At 29.0% G+C, this 19,450-nt stretch carries 16 protein-coding genes; 12 read left to right on the top strand and 4 right to left on the bottom strand.

Annotated elements, in window-relative coordinates; genetic code table 11:
- Positions 1-24: 24 nt before the first annotated feature.
- From A2J15_RS04060 to cueO, 4 genes are read right to left on the bottom strand one after another with little or no spacing between them, the layout of a single operon-like run.
- On the bottom strand, positions 25-1,215 hold the full coding sequence (locus tag A2J15_RS04060; protein WP_066779364.1) for a molybdopterin molybdotransferase MoeA: 1,191 nt from the start codon (positions 1,213-1,215) through the stop codon (positions 25-27).
- Positions 1,216-1,217: 2 nt separating this feature from the next.
- A complete protein-coding gene (locus A2J15_RS04055) occupies positions 1,218-1,664 on the bottom strand; it encodes a molybdopterin synthase catalytic subunit (RefSeq protein WP_066779367.1) in 447 nt (148 codons plus the stop codon).
- Position 1,665: 1 nt separating this feature from the next.
- Complete coding sequence (locus A2J15_RS04050; protein ID WP_066779370.1) at positions 1,666-1,887, bottom strand: MoaD/ThiS family protein; 222 nt, start codon at positions 1,885-1,887, stop codon at positions 1,666-1,668.
- A 2-nt stretch (positions 1,888-1,889) separates the two neighbouring features.
- A complete protein-coding gene (cueO, locus tag A2J15_RS04045; RefSeq protein WP_066779373.1) occupies positions 1,890-3,419 on the bottom strand; it encodes a multicopper oxidase CueO in 1,530 nt (509 codons plus the stop codon).
- A gap of 133 nt (positions 3,420-3,552) precedes the next feature.
- Here cueO and nspC point away from each other — a divergent pair, with 133 nt between their 5' ends.
- The 12 genes from nspC (at position 3,553) to A2J15_RS03985 (ending at position 19,449) form a co-directional block, all read left to right on the top strand.
- Positions 3,553-4,701 (top strand): carboxynorspermidine decarboxylase, encoded by a 1,149-nt coding sequence (gene nspC, locus A2J15_RS04040; protein WP_066779376.1) that lies wholly within the window; start codon positions 3,553-3,555, stop codon positions 4,699-4,701.
- A 317-nt stretch (positions 4,702-5,018) separates the two neighbouring features.
- The gene (locus A2J15_RS04035) at positions 5,019-5,720 is read left to right on the top strand and encodes a TorD/DmsD family molecular chaperone (protein WP_066779379.1); all 702 of its coding nucleotides are present in this window, start codon (positions 5,019-5,021) and stop codon (positions 5,718-5,720) included.
- Positions 5,695-5,886, top strand: a complete 192-nt coding sequence (locus A2J15_RS04030) for a twin-arginine translocation signal domain-containing protein (RefSeq protein WP_066779385.1) — start codon at positions 5,695-5,697, stop codon at positions 5,884-5,886. Before A2J15_RS04035 ends, A2J15_RS04030 begins: the two co-directional genes overlap by 26 nt.
- On the top strand, positions 5,886-8,690 hold the full coding sequence (locus tag A2J15_RS04025) for a formate dehydrogenase subunit alpha (protein ID WP_116980489.1): 2,805 nt from the start codon (positions 5,886-5,888) through the stop codon (positions 8,688-8,690). The genes A2J15_RS04030 and A2J15_RS04025 overlap by 1 nt, the downstream gene beginning before the upstream one ends.
- Positions 8,687-9,328, top strand: coding sequence for a formate dehydrogenase FDH3 subunit beta (fdh3B, locus tag A2J15_RS04020; protein WP_066779394.1), 642 nt, complete (start codon positions 8,687-8,689; stop codon positions 9,326-9,328). Before A2J15_RS04025 ends, fdh3B begins: the two co-directional genes overlap by 4 nt.
- Positions 9,325-10,257 (top strand): formate dehydrogenase subunit gamma, encoded by a 933-nt coding sequence (locus A2J15_RS04015; RefSeq protein WP_066779397.1) that lies wholly within the window; start codon positions 9,325-9,327, stop codon positions 10,255-10,257. The genes fdh3B and A2J15_RS04015 overlap by 4 nt, the downstream gene beginning before the upstream one ends.
- A gap of 146 nt (positions 10,258-10,403) precedes the next feature.
- The gene (gene fdhD, locus A2J15_RS04010) at positions 10,404-11,186 is read left to right on the top strand and encodes a formate dehydrogenase accessory sulfurtransferase FdhD (protein ID WP_066779400.1); all 783 of its coding nucleotides are present in this window, start codon (positions 10,404-10,406) and stop codon (positions 11,184-11,186) included.
- Positions 11,179-11,916 carry a winged helix-turn-helix domain-containing protein gene (locus tag A2J15_RS04005; protein ID WP_066779403.1) on the top strand — a complete coding sequence of 246 codons (738 nt, stop codon included), beginning with the start codon at positions 11,179-11,181 and terminating at the stop codon, positions 11,914-11,916. Before fdhD ends, A2J15_RS04005 begins: the two co-directional genes overlap by 8 nt.
- A 108-nt stretch (positions 11,917-12,024) precedes the next feature.
- Complete coding sequence (ccaA, locus tag A2J15_RS04000) at positions 12,025-14,127, top strand: aspartate chemotaxis receptor CcaA (protein ID WP_066779406.1); 2,103 nt, start codon at positions 12,025-12,027, stop codon at positions 14,125-14,127.
- A 77-nt stretch (positions 14,128-14,204) separates the two neighbouring features.
- Complete coding sequence (yedF, locus tag A2J15_RS03995; protein ID WP_066779409.1) at positions 14,205-14,777, top strand: sulfurtransferase-like selenium metabolism protein YedF; 573 nt, start codon at positions 14,205-14,207, stop codon at positions 14,775-14,777.
- 6 nt (positions 14,778-14,783) lie between these two features.
- The gene (gene selD / locus A2J15_RS03990) at positions 14,784-15,806 is read left to right on the top strand and encodes a selenide, water dikinase SelD (RefSeq protein WP_083074311.1); all 1,023 of its coding nucleotides are present in this window, start codon (positions 14,784-14,786) and stop codon (positions 15,804-15,806) included.
- A 133-nt stretch (positions 15,807-15,939) separates the two neighbouring features.
- Positions 15,940-19,449, top strand: coding sequence for a proline dehydrogenase family protein (locus A2J15_RS03985; protein ID WP_066779413.1), 3,510 nt, complete (start codon positions 15,940-15,942; stop codon positions 19,447-19,449).
- The last annotated feature ends 1 nt before the right edge of the window (position 19,450 follow it).

The raw sequence follows: 19,450 nt of genomic DNA, 5'->3' as shown, positions 1-19,450 counted from the left end.
ATTAAAAGCATAAAAAATTATTTCTTAGGGCATAAAAATAATGTCTATTAGGCTTTCATTTTCTAAAATTTCGCATTCTTTAGGAACTATCATGAGTGCGGCTTGGTGATTAAGATTGTTAATAATTGCACTTGATCCTTCTTTTTTCCCTTCTAGATTAGCTAAAATACGCCCATTTTTAAATTCTATATTGCAAGCTACAAATTCTAAATGAGATGTTTTTTTCTTATAATGACCTTGTAAAAATGCTTTGCAAATATAATCTTTTGGTTGGCATAACCAAGTATTTAAAATTTCTCTTGCATAAAGATTAAACATTACCATAGCTGAGTAGGGAAATCCTGGCAAAGCTATAATAAACTTTTCATTTGCTTTAGCTATTTTTATATGGCGTCCTGGTTTTATATCAGCTTTATCAATAATGAGAGTATATTCTTTAATAGCTTTTTTTAAGAAATCAAAATCTCCCATGGAAACTCCACCTGTTGTAATTAATATATCACAACTTTCTAAAGCACTTTTAAGTGCGTAAAAAGTAGTTTTTTCATCATCTTTTAAAAGAGGAAAAATTCTTGCTTCGCAAGCTAAATTTTTGGCTAGATTAGCTATAGCAATATGATTTGAAGATCTAATTTGTGCTGGATTTTCCAAACATTCACCTAGATCTTTAATTTCACTACCACTGCTTAAAACTCCTATGATAGGTTTAACAAATACGCTAAGATGAAAAAGTCCTAGTTCAGCTAAAAGTGCTATTTCGCTATAATTTAGTTTGGTACCTTTTTTAAGTAAGATTTCATCTTTTTTATAGTTTTCTCCTACACTGCGTACAGCAAAACCTTTGGAAACTTTTTTTTCAATAAAAAGCATATCTTTTTCTACGTTCACGTTTTCTACAGGGATTAAAGTATCACTTCCTTCACTCATTAAAGAACCTGTAAAAGTTTTTACACAAGTGTTATTTTTCACTTTAAATTGAGGCATAGTACCTGCAGGAGTTGATCCTAAAATTTTTAAGGCTTTATCTTGATCTTCAAATTTAATAGCATAGCCATCCATGGCTGAAGTTGGAAATTCAGGTTGACTTTTAGGAGCTCTTATATCATGGGCTAAGATCCGTCCTAAACACTCTGTAAGAGCTATTTTTTCTATTTTTTTATAGTTTTTTATGTGAGAGTGTAAAATGGTTAAACTTTCTTCATAAGACATAAGCATTTTTATCCTTTTAAAATTCCTGCGCCATAAAGTTTTTTTGATCTTTCTTTGGCGTAAATTCTTTCTTTATTAATCACATCATATTTCCAAATGGGGGCATTTGCTTTAAAGTCTTCAACAAAGTCATTAATAAGTTTAAGCCCTATTTTTCTTTGTTTGCTAATGATCCCTGCTATATAGGAGCTTTCATGGACGTTAACATTACCTATAGAATGTGCAAAAAGTAGAGTAATATTTTCTGATTTTACTTCTTCTTGCCAATGATTAAACCATTTTTTTAGAAGGGATTCATAAATATCAAAACTAAGACCTTGAATTTCTTTTTCTTCACGTACAATTCCGCAAAAAGTTAATAAAGTGCCACAATTTTGATCTTTGGCTAATTCATACCATTGTGTATAAATTTGAGGAATAGGTAGGGCTCCTTGATAAAGGATAAAATTTGACATTTTATCCCCCACAAACTGGTGGTAAAAGAGCGATTTTATCACCGTCTTTTAAAGATGTATTGATATCAAAAACGATTTCATCATTTAAAGCTATAGCACAAAGATCTAACCATGTTTTTAAATCTTCATCTTTTTGTAAAATTGCTTTGAGTTCTTTTAAATTTTTTATATCAAGTTCTAATTTTTTTTTCTTTATTGGACCTAAAAATTCAACCTTTACCATTTTTACCCCTTTACTTCTAAATTTCCCATCATACCTAAATTTTCATGCTCTAAAATATGACAATGATACATTCTAAGACCTGCAAAATCTTGTTTCATTCTAAGTCTTAATTCTTCGTTTGGACGTACATTAATAGTATCTCTTAAAGCTCTAAATTCAGCTTTTTTAACCTCTCCTTTAAATTTAGATGAAATGAGTTCAAATTGTGTTCCATGTATGTGAAAAGGATGATCCATATGAGATTTATTGATTATTATCCAATCTTCAACAACCCCAACTTTAGAATTTAAATCGCTACGTTTTAAATCATAACTTTTTCCATTAATTAAAAACATAGAAGCTAATGCATTTTTTAGCTCATGTTGGTTTTTATTCATCATACCATGCATTTGTGCATGATCTTCGCTCATAATCACTTCTTTAAAATCTCGAGGTTCTTCTAAAGGTTTGAAAGTTCTTAAGGTATTAGGCAAGTTTAATGCTTCTTTTTTAAGACTAATATTAGCTAAAAAAAGTGTATTTGGTTCTTCTTTAACCATCATTTTATCTCTATCATAATAAACACTTTCAAGTTTAAATTCTCCATTTTGTGAAGCATGGATTAAAACTTCTATGCGTGAAGCAGGGCTTAATAAAATTTCATCTTTAAATACAGGTTTTTCTATAAGTCCACCATCTGTTCCAACGAGTATGAATTGAGCTCCTTGTATGCGTAAGTTAAGATATCTTGCCGCACTAGTATTATAAATGCGTATGCGTTCATTTGTAGCAAGTTGAATTTTGGGTTGATATTGTCCATTAATGAGTACAAATTCACCTTCTCGACCATTTAACCAATCATTAAGTGTATTTTTTGGGATTTGAGCTTTCTCATCAAGACGTAAATCACTAATCATAAGATCTTTTTCTTTAAGATGGCTTAGAGCATCTTTTTTAGCTTTGATTACAAAAACTCCTGCTAATCCCATAAAAACTTGTTTAGAAGTGATAAAATGAGGGTGTGGATGATACCAATAAGATCCAGCACTATTTTGTGGAATTTCAAAATGATATATTTTTTCTTCTCCTGCTAAAATTGGATCATGAGGACTTCCATCTTGATCAGCAGGTACAAGAACACCGTGCCAATGTATAGTTGTGGGTTCTTTAAGTTTGTTTTTTACTAAAATTTCAACTTTATCTCCTTCAAAAACCTCTATTTTTGGACCAGGTATTAAACCATTATAAGTATAAAATTTTGTTTTTTTGCCTTTAATAAGTTCTATTTGGCTTTCTTTTATTTCTAATGTTGCACGAAAAGTATTTTTTTCTTTACTTTCATTTTTAAGTAAAGTTAGTGGTTTTAGAATATGATTTTTGGGAAAATCTTTTGGATTTAAAAGTTTGAGATTTTTTGGAGCAAATTCTATAAAAGAAGTATCTATAGTATCTGTATTAATATTGCTATGATGTTCATGCATAGGATTTGCATAAGCAAGGCTTATGCTTGCTAAACTTGCTATATTGAATTTTAAAAAATTTCTTCTATTCATTATTTTATTATTTTCCTTTTTTATATTGATTTTTGAATATTATATTATTACTTATTTTAATTTGAGTAAATATTTTTTTTGAAAATTTGATTTAATTTTGTTATGATTTTAAGAATTAAATTAAGGAAAAATCATGTTTTATGAAACTATTCAAACACCAGCTTATATTTTAGAAGAGCATAAGTTGAGAAAAAATTGTGAAATTTTATCTCATATACAAGAAAAAAGCGGGGTTAAAATACTTCTAGCTTTAAAGGGTTTTGCTTTTTCAGGAGCAATGAAAATTGTAGGGGAATATTTAAAAGGTTGTGCTTGTAGTGGTCTTTGGGAGGCAAAATTTGCTAAAGAATACATGGGTAAAGAAATTCATACTTATTCTCCTGCTTTTAAAGATGATGAAATGAATCAAATAGCAAGTTTATCTGATCATATCATCTTTAATTCTTTAACCCAATTTGATAAATTTAAACACAGCGCTCAAAGCAATTCTATAGGACTTCGTTGCAATCTTGAATTTTCTATTGCTCCTAAAGAACTTTATAATCCTTGTGGGAAATATTCAAGATTGGGAATCCGTGCTAAAGACTTAGAAAATATGGATTTAAGTTTGGTTAAAGGGCTTCATTTTCATGCACTTTGTGAAGAAAGTGCACATTCTTTAGAGAGAGTTTTAGAGGTTTTTGAGAAGAAATTTGGAAAATGGATCGGACAAATGCAGTGGATTAATTTTGGTGGGGGGCATCATATTACTAAAAAAGCTTATGATATAGAAAAACTTATAGTTTTGTGTCAAAATTTTAGTGATAAATATGGAGTTCAAATTTATCTTGAACCTGGAGAGGCAGTGGGTTGGCAAACAGGTAATTTGGTTGCTAGTGTTATAGATATAGTAGAAAATGAAAAGCATATTGCTATTTTAGATACTTCAAGTGAGGCTCATATGCCAGATACTATTATTATGCCTTATATGAGTGAAGTGCTTAATGCAAGAAATTTAGCTACAAGAGAAAATGAAAAACTCTCAAATTTAAAAGATAATGAATTTGCTTATGTGCTTGCAGGTAATACTTGTTTAGCAGGTGATATAATGGGTGAATATGCTTTTAAGAAAAAACTTAATATAGGAGATAAAATTGTTTTTTTAGATCAAATTCATTATAGTATAGTTAAAAATACAACTTTTAATGGAATAAAACTTCCTAATTTAATGCTTTTAAATACTCAAAATAAACTTCAAATGATAAGGGAATTTTCTTATAAAGATTATGCTTTAAGAAATTAATATTATTTTTAATTTGCATAAAATAATATTAATTTTTATAAATATAAAAAAGATTAATTTTTTAAGTAAATGATTTTATTTGTTTTAGGTATTATTTTGTTTAGTATCTATTTTTTCATTATTTAATATTATTTTTTAATATTTTTATTTCTTACAAAATTGGGCTTAAATTCAGTGATTTTTAAATTAAATAGTACTAAGATAAATTGATTCAAAAATCAGTTTTATGAGTATATTAGGTATATTTTGCATAATATTCATCTATCATGATTTATTATATTGATTTTTGAAAATCTTTAAGTATACAGGAAGCTTTTATGGATATAGAAAAATTAAGATTAGCAAGAAGTCTTTATTATCAATGTCTAGGAGAGCTTTTTATTTTTTCGTTTTCTAAAAAGAGATTATCAAAATTGCAAGAATATTTGAAAATAATGCAAGAATGCTTATTTGATGAAAATTTAAAACTTAGTTTTGATACTTTACTTAAATGTTTAGAGGGTGAAAATTCTATTCAAATATTTTTTAAAGAATATGATTTACTTTTTTTAAATTTTAAAAATAATATTCCAACAACTTTTTCTTATATTGAAGAAGGATTTGAAAATTCAAATCCTTTGCTTTATGTACGTCAAATTTTGGCAAATAGCAAAATAAGACCTAATAAGAAATTTTTTAAAGAAAATGAAGATACTGTAGGATTTTGTTTGTTATTAATGGCTGAGTTTTTAAAACAAAATGAAGATAATTTGGCTAAGGAACTTTTTGAAAAAGTGATTAATAAAAATATAGATGAATTTTTAGATTATGTTTTTATAAATAAAAATGCAAATTTATATAAAGAAATTGCAAAAATCGCAATGGCTTTTATTCAACTTGAAAGATTTTGCTTTCAAGTTGAAAAACCAATAAAAATAAATTCCAAAAAGGTGCAAAATAATCTATCACGTTCAGAATTTTTAAGAAGAGAAACAAATAAACAAAGGAGGGCTCTTGAAAAATCGCAGGGAATTTCTTAAAAAATCTGCTCTGGCTTTAGGGGCTGCTGGAATGTTTGGCAGTACTACTTTAGCTTTAGCTGAAAATGAAGAAAGAAAAGATTTGGTAAAAGGTAAAAGTAAGAAAAAAGAAGTGCTTTTTCAAAGAAGTGCTAATTGGGAAAAATATTATACAAAGGCTCAATAATGTTAAATATGAATGACAATATTAAACTTACGCGTCGCTCTTTTTTGAAAATGGCTATGCTTTCAAGTTTAGCAACACCTTTGCTTGCTAGAAATGAGACTTTAAGAGAGGCGCATGCTTATGAACTTAAAGAAGCTTATGAAGGAAGTAAAAAAGTAAAAACCGTTTGTACGGCTTGTTCTGTAGGTTGTGGAATTATTGCAGAGGTGCAAAATGGCGTTTGGGTACGCCAAGAAATAGCTCAAGATCACCCTATAAGTTTAGGTGGACATTGTTGCAAGGGTTCTGATATGATTGATATGGTACGTTCGCATGTACGTTTAAAATATCCTATGAAGAAAGAAAATGGAGAATGGAAACGTATAAGCTATGAACAAGCTTTAAATGAGATTGGAGAAAAACTTGCTTCTTATCGCAAGGAAAATCCTGAAAGTGTGATGTTTTTAGGATCTGCAAAAATAAATAATGAGCAAGCTTATTATGTACGTAAATTTGCAGCATTTTTTGGTACTAATAATGTAGATCATCAAGCTAGAATTTGACATAGTGCTACAGTCGCTGGTGTGGCGAATACATTTGGTTATGGTGCTATGACAAATCATCTTGGGGATATTCAAAGAAGTAAATGCATTATCATTATTGGTGCAAATCCAGCTGTGAATCATCCTGTTGGTTTTAGACATTTTTTAAAAGCAAAAGAAAAAGGTGCTAAACTTATTGTTGTAGATCCTAGATTTACAAAGAGTGCAGCTAAAGCAGATATTTATGCAAGAATTCGTCCAGGTACAGATATTGCTTTTATGTATGGGATGTTAAAAATCATTTTTGATGAGGGTTTAGAAGATACTAAATATATTGATGAAAGAGTTTTTGGAATTGATAAAATTCGTGAAGAAGCTGCAAAATGGAATGCAGAAGAAGTAGAAAATGTTACAGGTATTGCTAAAGAGCTTTTAATACAAATTACTCATGAAGTAGCTAAAAACAAACCTACAACATTGATTTGGGCTATGGGTTTAACTCAGCATACTGTAGGAACTTCAAATACGCGTTTGGCACCCATTGTGCAAATGGTGCTTGGAAATATAGGTAAATTTGGCGGGGGTGTAAATATTTTACGCGGGCATGATAATGTTCAAGGTGCTTCAGATATGGCATGTTTGAGTGAGAATTTGCCAGGTTATTATCCTTTAAATGAGGCAAGCTGGAGGTATTATGCTAAAATTTGGGGTGTAGATTATGAGTGGCTTTTAGGGAATTTTGTAAGTAAAGATTGGATGCATAAAACAGGGTTGACTTTGGCTAGATGGTGGGCAGCAGCTTTAAATGGTAAAGATGGAAATGATACTGTGCATAATGCAGGAACACCTTTAAAGGCTTTAGTGGTTATGGGTAATGGCATTACCTCAACTGCACAACAAGTTAAAGTTAAAGAAGGTTTAGAGGCTTTAGAACTTCTTGTTTTAGCTGATCCTTTTGTTAATGAAGCTGGAATTATTTCAGAAAGAAAAGATGGAATTTATCTTTTACCTGCAGCAACGCAGTTTGAAACAAGTGGAAGTGTAACAGCAACAAATCGTAGTGCGCAATGGAGATTTAAAGTTATTGATCCTTTATATGAAAGTATGGAAGATCAAGAAATTTTATTTGAACTTGCTAAAAGACTTGGTTTTTATGAAGAATTTACTAAAACTTTACGTGATGAAAACAATAAGATTATTTGGCCTGAAAATGCTACAAAAGAATTTGCAAAAGCGGTTAGAAGCATAGGACTTAATGGTTGGAGTCCTGAGAGGCTTAAAAAGCATGCTTTAAATTGGGACAAATTTGATGAAATAACTCTAGAGGGAAAAGACGAATTTGCAGGTGAGTATTATGGTCTTCCTTGGCCTTGTTGGAACCATAAACATCCAGGTTCTCCTGTGCTTTATAATACAGATATTGAAGTAGCAAAAGGAGGTATGGGTTTTAGAAATAATTTTGGGCTTGAGTATGAAGGAGAAAGCTTATTAGCTAAAAATGCACCGCTTAATTCATTTATTGATACAGGTTATGCGCAAATTACTAAAGATAATATAGAACAAATTTTAGGTATAACTTTAAGTGCAGAAGAAAAAGCTAAAATGGGTGCGACTTGGTCTTATGATGATAGCGATATTATTGTTAATAAATGTTTAGAAAAAGGTATAGTTCCTTATGGAAATGCAAAAGCTAGAGCTTTTGTTTGGACTTTTAAAGATAAAATTCCTCTTCACCGTGAACCCCTTCATTCTCCAAGGAATGATTTGGTGCAAAAATATCCTAGTTTTGAGGATCAAAAAGCACTTTATCGTGTTGACACTCGATTTATTTCTGTACAACAGGCTAAAGATTATTCTAAAGAATTTCCTTTAAATTTAGTCACTGCAAGACTTGTAAATTTAAATGGTGCTGGTATGGAAAATAGAGCATCTATGTATTTAACGCGTTTAACACCTGAAATGTTTTGTGAAATCAATCCTCAATTAGCACAAGAGCAAAATATCAAAGCAGGTGATATGATTTGGATACATTCTCCAGAGGGAACTAAGATTTATGTTAGGGTTAAAATTAATCCAGGGGTAGCTAAAGATATGATTTTTTTACCTTTTCATTTTACAGGTGTGATGCAAGGGGTAGATTTAACACATAATTTTCCTAAAGGGACTAAACCTTATGCAAATGGAGAAAGCGCTAATACTATAACAAATTATGGTTATGATATTATGTGTCAAATTCCAGAAACTAAAGGCGGGCTTTGTAGAATCAGCAAGGATGGAAAATGAGTAGAGTAAATTTTACTAATTTGGAAAAAGAACGTTTGAAATTTTTTTGTGATAATGAACGTTGTATAGATTGTAATGGTTGTGCTGTAGCTTGTGATGAGGCACATGAGTTGCCTATTAATGTGCGTCGTCGTAGGGTAATTACTTTAAATGAGGGAGTTGAAGGTAAAGAAGTTTCTACTTCTATTTCTTGTATGCATTGTGATGATGCGCCTTGTTCTATTGTTTGCCCTGTAGATTGTTTTTATACTCGTGCTGATGGCATTGTTTTACACGATAAAGAAATTTGCATAGGCTGTGGGTATTGTCTTTATGCATGTCCTTTTGGTGCCCCTCAGTTTCCAAAAGATGGTATTTTTGGCAATAAAGGCATTATGGATAAATGCACCATGTGTGCAGGTGGTCCTGAAGCAACTAATTCAGAAAAAGAAAGAGAGCTTTATGGACAAAATCGTATTGCAGAAGGAAAGGTTCCTGTATGTGCAGCTATGTGTTCAACAAAAGCACTTTTAGTTGGAGAAAGCTCTAAGATCGAAGAAATTTATCATAATAGGCTTATTAATAGAAATTATGGTATTGCAAATCCTTCTCAAAGCTTAGAATGGAAAATAGCTTATACAAGAAAGGAGCGTTTATGAATAAGATATTAATAACGCTTTTAGTAAGTTTTATGAGTTTATTTGCTTATGGTGATAAAAATATGGGACAAGACACTCAAATTTGGGATTTTCATCGTATTAGTAATATACCAAATTATAATACTCTTGGTAAACTTTGGACAACTTTACAAGGTGAATATATAGCTAGTATAGCTTTAATAGCTATTATTGCTGTATTAGCTGCTTTTGCTTTACATTATATGGTAATAGGTCCTAAGCAGTTTTCTCATGAGGGAAAAAAAATTTATGCTTTTACCTTGTTTGAAAGAATTTTTCATTTTATTGCAGCTATTTCTTGGGTTATTTTGGTGCCAACTGGCTTTATAATGATGTTTGGTTCAAGTTTTGGCGGAGGGGTTTTTGTACGGGTGTGTAAAAATTTACATGCTTTTGCAACAATATTATTTATTATTTCTATTATCCCTATGTTTTTGTGGTGGATTAAAAGAATGCTTCCTGCAAGTTATGATATTAGATGGATGATGATTGTTGGAGGTTATTTAAGTAAGATAAAAAGACCAATACCTGCAGGTAAGTTTAATTTTGGACAAAAGTCATGGTATTATATTGCTGTATTTGGTGGTTTTTTGATGATTGTTACTGGTGCTTTTATGTATTTTCTTGATTTTAATTCAAGCCCTATACAAAGTTTTTTAAGTCTAAGTCATATTGAACTTTTAAGAATTTCAGCCATTGTTCATAATTTTTTAGGCATAGTTTGTGCAGTATTTTTTGGTATACATATTTATATGGCTGTCTTTGCAATTAAAGGTAGTATACATTCTATGATTCATGGTTATAAAGAAGAGGAAGAAGTTTATATTTTACATTCTTATTGGTATAAGGAATTAAGCAGTAAAAAACAAATTGATCCTAGTTTTTCTTATGATCCTAATATAAAAATTTAATTTTATACTGCTATGCAATTTTGTATAGCAGTAATTTTAATTTATATCAATCTTTTTATAAATATTACCCTTAAAAGCTATTTTTCCATTCTAAAATTTTTATGTTTTTTTGATATAATGTTTTTTAAGATTTTAAAAGGATAAAGGTGGAACCGCTATTTACAACCCAGATTCTAAAATATAAAGGTGAAAATTCCTTTAGGTGTGATGATACTTTAGTACGTGAAATTAAACTTGAAATTTATGTCAATGGTGAAAAAATTGGTGCTTTAATGGCAACTCCTATTGATGAACAAGCTTTAGCTATAGGATATTTGATGAGTGAAAATATTATTGCTAAAGTGAGTGATATACAAAGTATTGAAAGTAAAGATGACGGTATGAGTGTTCATATTAAAGCAAAAATTGACAAGAAGAATTTAGCTAAACTTAATGCTGAGGGTGTAGTTATTAGCGGATGTGGTAGAGCACATACAGCAAATATTGACCCAAATGCTATTGAGGCAAGTAAAATTGTTTCTGATATTAAATTCCATAAAGATGAAATTTTAACTCAAATGAGTACTTTTTATACTCAATGTGAACTTTATGAAAAAACAGGTTGTGTGCATACAGCTAAACTTTTTGTTGATGAAAAAACCTTTTTTATAGGAGAAGATATTGCACAACATAATACTATAGATAAAGCTTTAGCAAAGGCACGTTTAGCAGGAGTGAATTTAAATGAATGTTTTTTAATGGTTAGCGGGAGATTAAGTTCTGAGATGGTAGCAAAAGCTATTATGCATAAAATTCCTGTGCTTGTGTCGCGTACTGCTCCAACTTGTTTAGGAGTGATGATAGCTAGAAAATTTGATTTAACACTTTGTGGTTTTGCTAGAGAAAACAAGATTAATATTTATAGCGGGGAGTTTAGGATTTATGGATAAAAATCAAAAACAAAAAATTATTAGTTTTATGAAAGAATTATTAAACAGTAATGAAAAATTAGATTGTGGTAGCGCCTTTAAGATTGCTAAAAAATTTAATGTAGATATAGAAAAAATTGGTCAATTAGCTAATGAGAATAATATAAAAATTGATAATTGTGAGTTAGGTCAATTTGGACATTTAGATTTTGAAAAAGCAAAGATTGAAGTACTTAAGAGTATAGAACCTAGTTTAGATCAAAAGCGCAGAATTTTTTGTCAAGATGCTAGAGACATAGCTAAAGAAGGTTGTGGACTTAAGAGTATGCGTTCAGCTTTAAAAGCTTATAAAATTGATGTTAAATACTGTAAATTAGGTTGTTTTAAAGAAAAAAAAGGTAAAAAATTTATAGTAAGAACAAAAACTTGGATAGAAAATGCTGATGGAGACTTGCTTTTTGGAAAAGGTAAAACTGAACTTCTAGAGCTTATAGGACAAACAGGGAGTTTACTTCATGCTTCAAAGCTTATGGGAATAAATTATAAAAAAGCTTGGATGCATTTACAAATTTTGCAAAAAAATTCTCAAGAAATTTTAGTGAGTACAAGACAAGGACGCTCTAAGCAATCAGGTACAAAACTTACACCCAGAGCTATAGAATTGATGGAAAATTATTCTATCTTACAAAAAGATATTGAAGAATATGCTAATAAACGTTTTAAAGAATTATTTTTAAAAGAAAAAAAATAATTCTTTAAAAATTAAAATACAGACTCTACAAATATTTTTATAATTAATATTATTTTCTTGAAAGGCATGTTAGAATTAAAAAAAAATTTATTATTTAGGAGTTGTAGGATGTTTAAATCTTTAAATATAGGTTTAAAACTTATTTTTTCTGTGGCAACAGTTGTTGTTATTGGACTCATTGTTTTAATTTCTTTAATTACTAAACAAGTAAGTCAAAATATCACTGAAAATACAGAAGATATTCTTGCTTCTATTGCAAAAGAGTATGCTACGCAAACTCAAGGAATCTTTAGAGAAATGATTGTTTTAAATAAAAGTATTTCAGGTACATTAACAGAAATGTTTAGATCAACTTCTAAAGAGGATTTAGATATAGATAATATAACAAATATTATAATTAATACTTTTGATAATAGCGCTTATTCTAATTTTACTTATTTATATCTTATTAATCCTCCGCAATATTTTAAAGAAGAAAGTAAATTTTTTAATACTCAAAGTGGTAATTTTATTATGCTTTATGCAGATAGAGAAAAAGAGAGTAAAGGTGGGATAAAAGTTATACAAGCTACTAATGAAATAGCAAATTTACAAGTTGTGCAAGATATTATAAAACAAGCTCAATATGGAGAAAATAAAGTTTATATAGGTCGCCCTATAAGAATGAATTTAGAAGGAGAAGACTTTGATGCTATTAATATAGCTATGCCAATTTTTGATAAAAAAAATCAGGCTGTGGGCGTTGTGGGTATGACTTTAGATTTTTCAGCGGTTTCTAATTATTTTCTTGATCCTAATACCCAAAAATATGATGGGGAATTAAGAGTTCTTTTACGATCAGATGGTCTTATAGCTATACATCCAAATGAAACCTTAGTATTAAAAAATTTAAAAGATATTAGCCCTAATCAAAAGACTCAAGCAATTTATCAAGCCATGAATCAAGGACAAAGTGGAGTGTTTAATTATATAGCTTCTGATGGTGATGATTCTTATGCTGCAATCAATAGTTTTAAAGTTCAAGATAGTTCTTGGGCTGTAATGGTAACTGCACCTAAATATTCAGTTTTTGAGCCTTTGAAAAAATTACAATTAATTATTATTAGTGCTTCTTTAATTTTTATTTTTATTGTTTTAGGCGTGGTGTATTATTGTGTTAAAAAAATTGTTGCATCAAGATTACCTATTATTCTTAGTTCTTTAGAGTCATTTTTTCGTTTTTTAAATCATGAAAAAATTGAACCTAAAGCTATTGAAATTCGCACTAATGATGAATTAGGTGCTATGGGTAAAATTATCAATGAAAATATTGAAAAAATTCAAAAGTCTTTAGAGCAAGATCAAGATGCTGTAGATGAATCAGTTCAAACTGCTAAAGAAATTGAAAAAGGTAATTTCACTGTAAGAATTACTAAAAATCCTGCAAACCCTCAACTTATAGAGCTTAATAATGTTCTTAATAGAATGCTCAGTGTTTTACAAAATAAAATTGGGTCTAATATGAATGAAATTAATAGGGTTTTTAATAGTTATAAAGATCTTGATTTTAGTACAGAGGTGTTTGAACCTAGAGGTGAAGTTGAAATTACTGCTAATATTTTAGGCAAAGAAATCAAAGAAATGCTTATTGCTTCTTCCAATTTTGCTAAAGATTTAGCTCATCAATCAGAAGAATTAAAAAGTTCTATGCAAAAACTTACTGATGGTTCTAATGCTCAAGCTAGCTCTTTAGAGCAATCAGCTGCAGCTGTTGAAGAGATTAATTCTTCTATGCAAAGTGTGAGTGGAAAAACAGTAGAAGTTGCTTCACAAGCTGATGATATTAAAAATATTGTTAATGTAATTAAAGATATAGCAGATCAAACTAATCTTCTTGCTTTAAATGCTGCTATTGAAGCAGCACGTGCGGGTGAGCATGGTAGAGGATTTGCTGTTGTGGCTGATGAGGTAAGACAACTTGCAGAAAGAACAGGAAAGTCTTTGTCTGAAATTGAAGCTAATATTAATATACTTGTACAAAGTGTTAATGAGGTTGCAGAGTCTGTTAAAGAGCAAACAACAGGTATTGCTCAAATTAATGATGCTATTGCAAAACTTGAAAGTGTGACTAAAGAAAATGTGGAAGTTGCAAATGCTACTAATGGTATAACAAATGAGGTAAATCGTATAGCAGGTGCTATTTTAGAAGATGTGAACAAAAAGAAAATTTAACTTTTTTACCTCCTTGATTTAAAGACAAAAAAAGCAAGAAAAGATTATTATTGTCTTTATTGAATTAAGGAGGAATGATGAGAATTGATTGTAGAAATCTTGAATGTCCTAAGCCTGTTGTTGAAACAAAAAAAGCTCTTTGTGAACTTAAAGATAATGAAATTTTAGAGATTTTGTTAAATTCTACTATTTCTAAAAATAATGTTTTAAAATTTTTAAATTCTTTAAATTTGTATGCTGAGATTGAAGAAAATGATAATGAGTTTTGTATAAAAGTAAAAAAACAAAATATTGATTTTTCTAAAACTAATATTCATGAATATAAAGTTTTGTTTTTAAAATCGGATAAAATAGGTAGTGGTGAATTAGGAAAAAATTTATTTGTAGGATTTTTAAATACTTTAAAAAATATAGAAAATTTACCTGATAAAATTCTTTGTGTGAATGAAAGTGTTTTGATAAATACAGATAAAAATCATTTAGCATATTTAGCTATGAAGGATCTTGAAAATTTAGGGGTTAAGATCATAAGTTGTGGAGCTTGTTTGGAATTTTTTAAAAAGAGTAATGAGCTTGAAATTGGGCATATTGGTAATGCTTATGAAATTTTAAATGAGCTTTTTGGTAGGGCAAAAATTATTAGTTTATAGGAAAATATGGAATATAAAAATCAAAATTTAACACATTTTACAAAAGCGGCAGGTTGAGCAGCGAAATTAAGCCCGGGTGGTCTTAAAACAATTTTAAATTTCATGCAAACAAGTCCAGCTTTGTTAAGTAGTATCGGTAATAATGAAGATGCAAGTGTTTTTCAAATAAGTCCTGATTTGGCTTTAGTGCAGACTCTAGATTTTATCACTCCTATAGTAGATAGTGCTTATCATTTTGGTGCTATTGCTGCAGCTAATGCTTTAAGTGATGTTTTTGCTATGGGCGCACAAGTAATTAATGCTTTAAATATAGTGGGTTTTGATACTTTTAATCATGATTTAAGCCTTTTAAAAGAAATATTAGAAGGTGCTAATGATAAGGTAAGAGAATGTGGTGCTTTAATTGTAGGAGGACATACTATAGAGAGTAATGAGCTTTTTTTTGGACTTAGTGTTACAGGAAAAGTACATCCTAGACAATTTGTTGCTAATAATAGCGCAAAAGAAGGTGATTTAATCCTTTTAACAAAGCCTTTGGGAACAGGTATTTTAAGCACTGCTTTAAAAGCTCAAATTTTAAATGAAAAATATTTAAATTCTATGCTTAAAAATATGATGGCTTTAAATTATAAAGCTAGTCAAATTGCACTTAAATTTGGGGTAAATGCAATGAGTGATGTTACTGGCTTTGGATTTTTAGGGCATTTAAAAGAAATGTTAAATGATCATATTTCTTTTGCTATTTTTAAACATGAACTTCCTTTTTTAGAAGGAGTGCATGAGTATTTTAATATGGGTTTGATTCCTAAAGGAGCTTATAAGAATTTAGAATTTATGCAAGAATTTCAAACTCATTGTAATGAAGAACATTTGTTATTATGCGATCCTCAAACTTCTGGTGGGCTGTTAATGGCTATAGATGAAAATAAGGCTTTGCAGTGCCTTAAAAATTTAGAAGATGAGAATATTGAGGCTAAGATTGTAGCTCAGGCTGTGATTAGACAGGAATATAAATTTATTTTTAATTAATTTTTGTTACTTATATACTCATATATATCTTCATAAAATTTTTTTATTCCTTTTTTTAAAATGAATAATCTTATTTTTATTTTATTTATATTATTTTAACCAAAGACCTTATTTTATCATTAGGAGATTAAAAATGATACAAAAAGTTTTAGCTTTAGCTGAAGAATTGCAAAATAAAATACAAGTAAATATTTCCCATTCTGAAAAAGAATTTCATGCTAAAATGCAAAAACTTTTAAGTAATCCTAAAAATAAAGTTATGCTTATTGAATTACTTGATCGTTCTTTTAGATGTAGGGATAAAAAAGCAAGTTTTGAACTTATAGAATATACTTTAAATAAATACGGTATAGCAGATTTTTTTAGTGCTTTTGAAAAATTTTTACTTGTTACTTTTTTAAATTTTGGTAAATTTGTACCTAACTTAAGCGTACCATTTTTTGTAAAACATTTAAGAGAAGATACTAAAGCTATGGTTTTGGATGCAAATCCTAATGTTTTAAAGCCTCATATGCTTAAAAGAAAAGATCGAGATAATATTATTTTAAATGTTAATTTAATCGGTGAAGAGGTTTTAGGTGAAGCTGAAAGCAAATACCGTATTAAAAAATATGAAGAAGCTTTAAAATCAAATTATATTACTTATATTTCTATTAAAATCACTACTATTTTTTCACAAATCAATATTATTGATTTTGAGTATTCTAAAAATGAAATTGTTAAAAGACTTGATGATTTGTACGCTTTAGCGTTAGTAGAAGAAAAAAAACAAGGCCTGAGTAAATTTATCAATCTTGACATGGAAGAGTTTAGAGATTTAGAACTTACTGTTGCAGCTTTTATGGAAAGTGTGTCTAAATTTGATATTAAAGCAGGTATTGTTTTACAAGCTTATATTCCTGATTCTTATGAATATCTTAAAAAACTTTTTGTTTTTTCAAAAGAAAGGGTTTTAAAAGGTATGAAGCCTATTAAAATCCGTTTTGTTAAGGGTGCAAATATGGAAAGTGAAGAGACTATAGCAAGTCAAAGAGGTTGGGAGCTTCCTACTTTTTATAAAAAAATAGATACTGATAGTAATTATAATAAAATGCTTGATTTTGTTTTGCAAGATGATAATTATAAATATATAAATGTAGGAATTGCAAGTCATAATATCTTTGAAATAGCTTATGCTTATACTCTTATTCATGAGGCAGGAGCTTTGGATTCTTTTACTTTTGAAATGCTTGAAGGTATGAGTTTACAATGTTCTTATGAATTGTCTAAAATGCATGATTTAATTCTTTATGCTCCAGTTTGTGATGCAAAACATTTTAATAATGCTATTGCTTATCTTGTAAGGCGTCTTGATGAAAATACTAGTGAAGATAATTTTATGAGATATTTTTTTAATATAAAAGTTGGAGATAGTAATTGGAATGCACAAAAAGAACTTTTTTTAAATTCTTTAAAGGGCATTAAAACTCTTGATAATAGTACACATCGTACTCAAGATAGAAATAAAATTATAAACAATGTAAATACTACTTATGAAAGTCAGATTTTTAAAAATGAAAGTGACACTGATTTTATTTTAGAGCAAAATAGAGTATGGGCTAAAAATATAAAAGCTAAATATGAAAATTTACAAAATTATGATGTTATGCCTATAATTGGGAATTTAGAACTTGATAAAAATACTTTAAATATTTTAGAAGTTAAGGATAAAATTAAAAATAGATTAATAGGAAAAGCTTATTTAGCAGGAAAAAAAGAAATTGAACAAGCTCTTGAAGTAGCTAAAAATTCATCTTATGTGAAGAAAAGTTTTGATGAAATTCATTTTATTTTGTCTAAAGCTGCAAATTTAATGAGAGAGCGTCGTGGAGATTTAATAGGTTTAGCAGCTCTTGAAGTGGGTAAAACTTTTTTAGAAATTGATCCTGAGGTTAGTGAAGCTATTGATTTTATAGAATTTTACCCACATTCTTTAAAAATTTTAAAAGAGCAAAATAAAAAAACTCAATTTAATCCTAAAGGTATAGGTGTGGTAATTGCTCCTTGGAATTTTCCTATAGGTATTTCAGTAGGAACTATAGCAGCACCTTTAGCAGCAGGAAATGTGGTTATTTATAAACCTTCTTCGCTTTCAATTTTAACAGGTTATATGCTTTGTAAATGTTTTTGGGATGCAGGAATTAGTAAAGATGCTTTGATTTTTTTACCTTCTAAAGGCAGTGATATTTCTAAGCATTTGCTTATCGATAAAGCGATTAAATTTTCAGTTCTTACAGGAGGAGAAGATACCGCTTATGCAATGTTAAAAGCTAATCCAACTTTACTTTTAAGTGCTGAAACGGGTGGAAAGAATGCTACTATAGTGTCTAAATTTGCAGATAGAGATAGTGCTATTAAAAATATTATTCATTCTGCTTTTAGCAATAGCGGTCAAAAATGTTCAGCTACTTCTTTGCTGGTTTTAGAAAAAGAAGTGTATGAAGATGAAGAATTTAAAAAGACTTTAGTCGATGCTGCTGCTTCTATGGCAGTGGGGGATCCTTTTGAATTTAAAAATAAATTAGGCACTTTAGCTGATAAACCCAGTGTTAAAGTGGAAAAAGCTTTAAATGAACTTAAACCTTATGAAGAGTGGGTTTTAAAGCCCCAATTTTTAGATGATAATCCTTATTTAATGACCCCAGGCATAAAATATGGTACTAAAAAAGGTGATTTTACTCATATGAATGAGCTTTTTGTTCCTATTTTAAGTGTAATGAAAGCTAAAGATTTAAAAGAAGCTATTGAGATAGTTAATTCTACAGGTTATGGTTTAACTGCAGGTTTTGAAAGTTTAGATGAAAGAGAATGGGAATATTTTCATACTCATATAGAAGCTGGAAATATTTATATTAATAAGCCTACTACAGGAGCTATAGTATTGCGTCAACCTTTTGGTGGGGTTAAAAAATCAGCTATAGGGTTTGGTAGAAAGGTAGGGATTTATAATTATATTACTCAGTTTTTAGATATAAGTACTAATGAGACTGATGATAATTTACTTGATAATGATTTTATTAAAGCTTTGGAAAAAATAAAACTAAAGTTAAATAAAGAAAATGAAAAAACTTTAGAAAATGTTATTTTAATGGCTAAATCTTATGTTTATCATTATAAAAATGAATTTAGTCTTTCAAAAGATTATGTAAAAATACGTGGGGAGGAAAATCTTTTTTCTTACACCAAAATTAAAAATTTACTTTTTAGAATATGTGAAAATGATAGTTTGCAAGATATTTTAGGTGTGATTGTTGGAGCAAGTGTTTTAAATATTCCTCTTAGTATTAGCTATGATGAAAATACTAAAATGAATTTGGTAAAAGAATTTTGCAAGGCTTTAAATTTAAAAATTGATTTTTTTAATGAAAGCAAAGCAAAATGTATTTTAAATTTTAAAAAATTTGAAAGAATTCGTTATCATGCAATAGCTAGTGTAGAAGATGAAATTTATATACAAGCCGCAAAAGAAGCTAAGATTATTATCAGAGATAAGCCATTGTTAAATGGTCGTTTTGAGTTTTTATTTTATCATAACGAAAAAAGTTTAAGCATATCTTTTCATCGTTATGGGAATTTGGGTATAAGAGCACTTAATAAGGAGTAAA

The sequence above is a fragment of the Campylobacter hepaticus genome (assembly GCF_001687475.2).
Classification (GTDB): Bacteria; Campylobacterota; Campylobacteria; order Campylobacterales; family Campylobacteraceae; genus Campylobacter_D; species Campylobacter_D hepaticus.
Note: the sequence above shows the minus strand (reverse complement) of the source record. Positions and strands in the feature narration are given on the sequence as shown.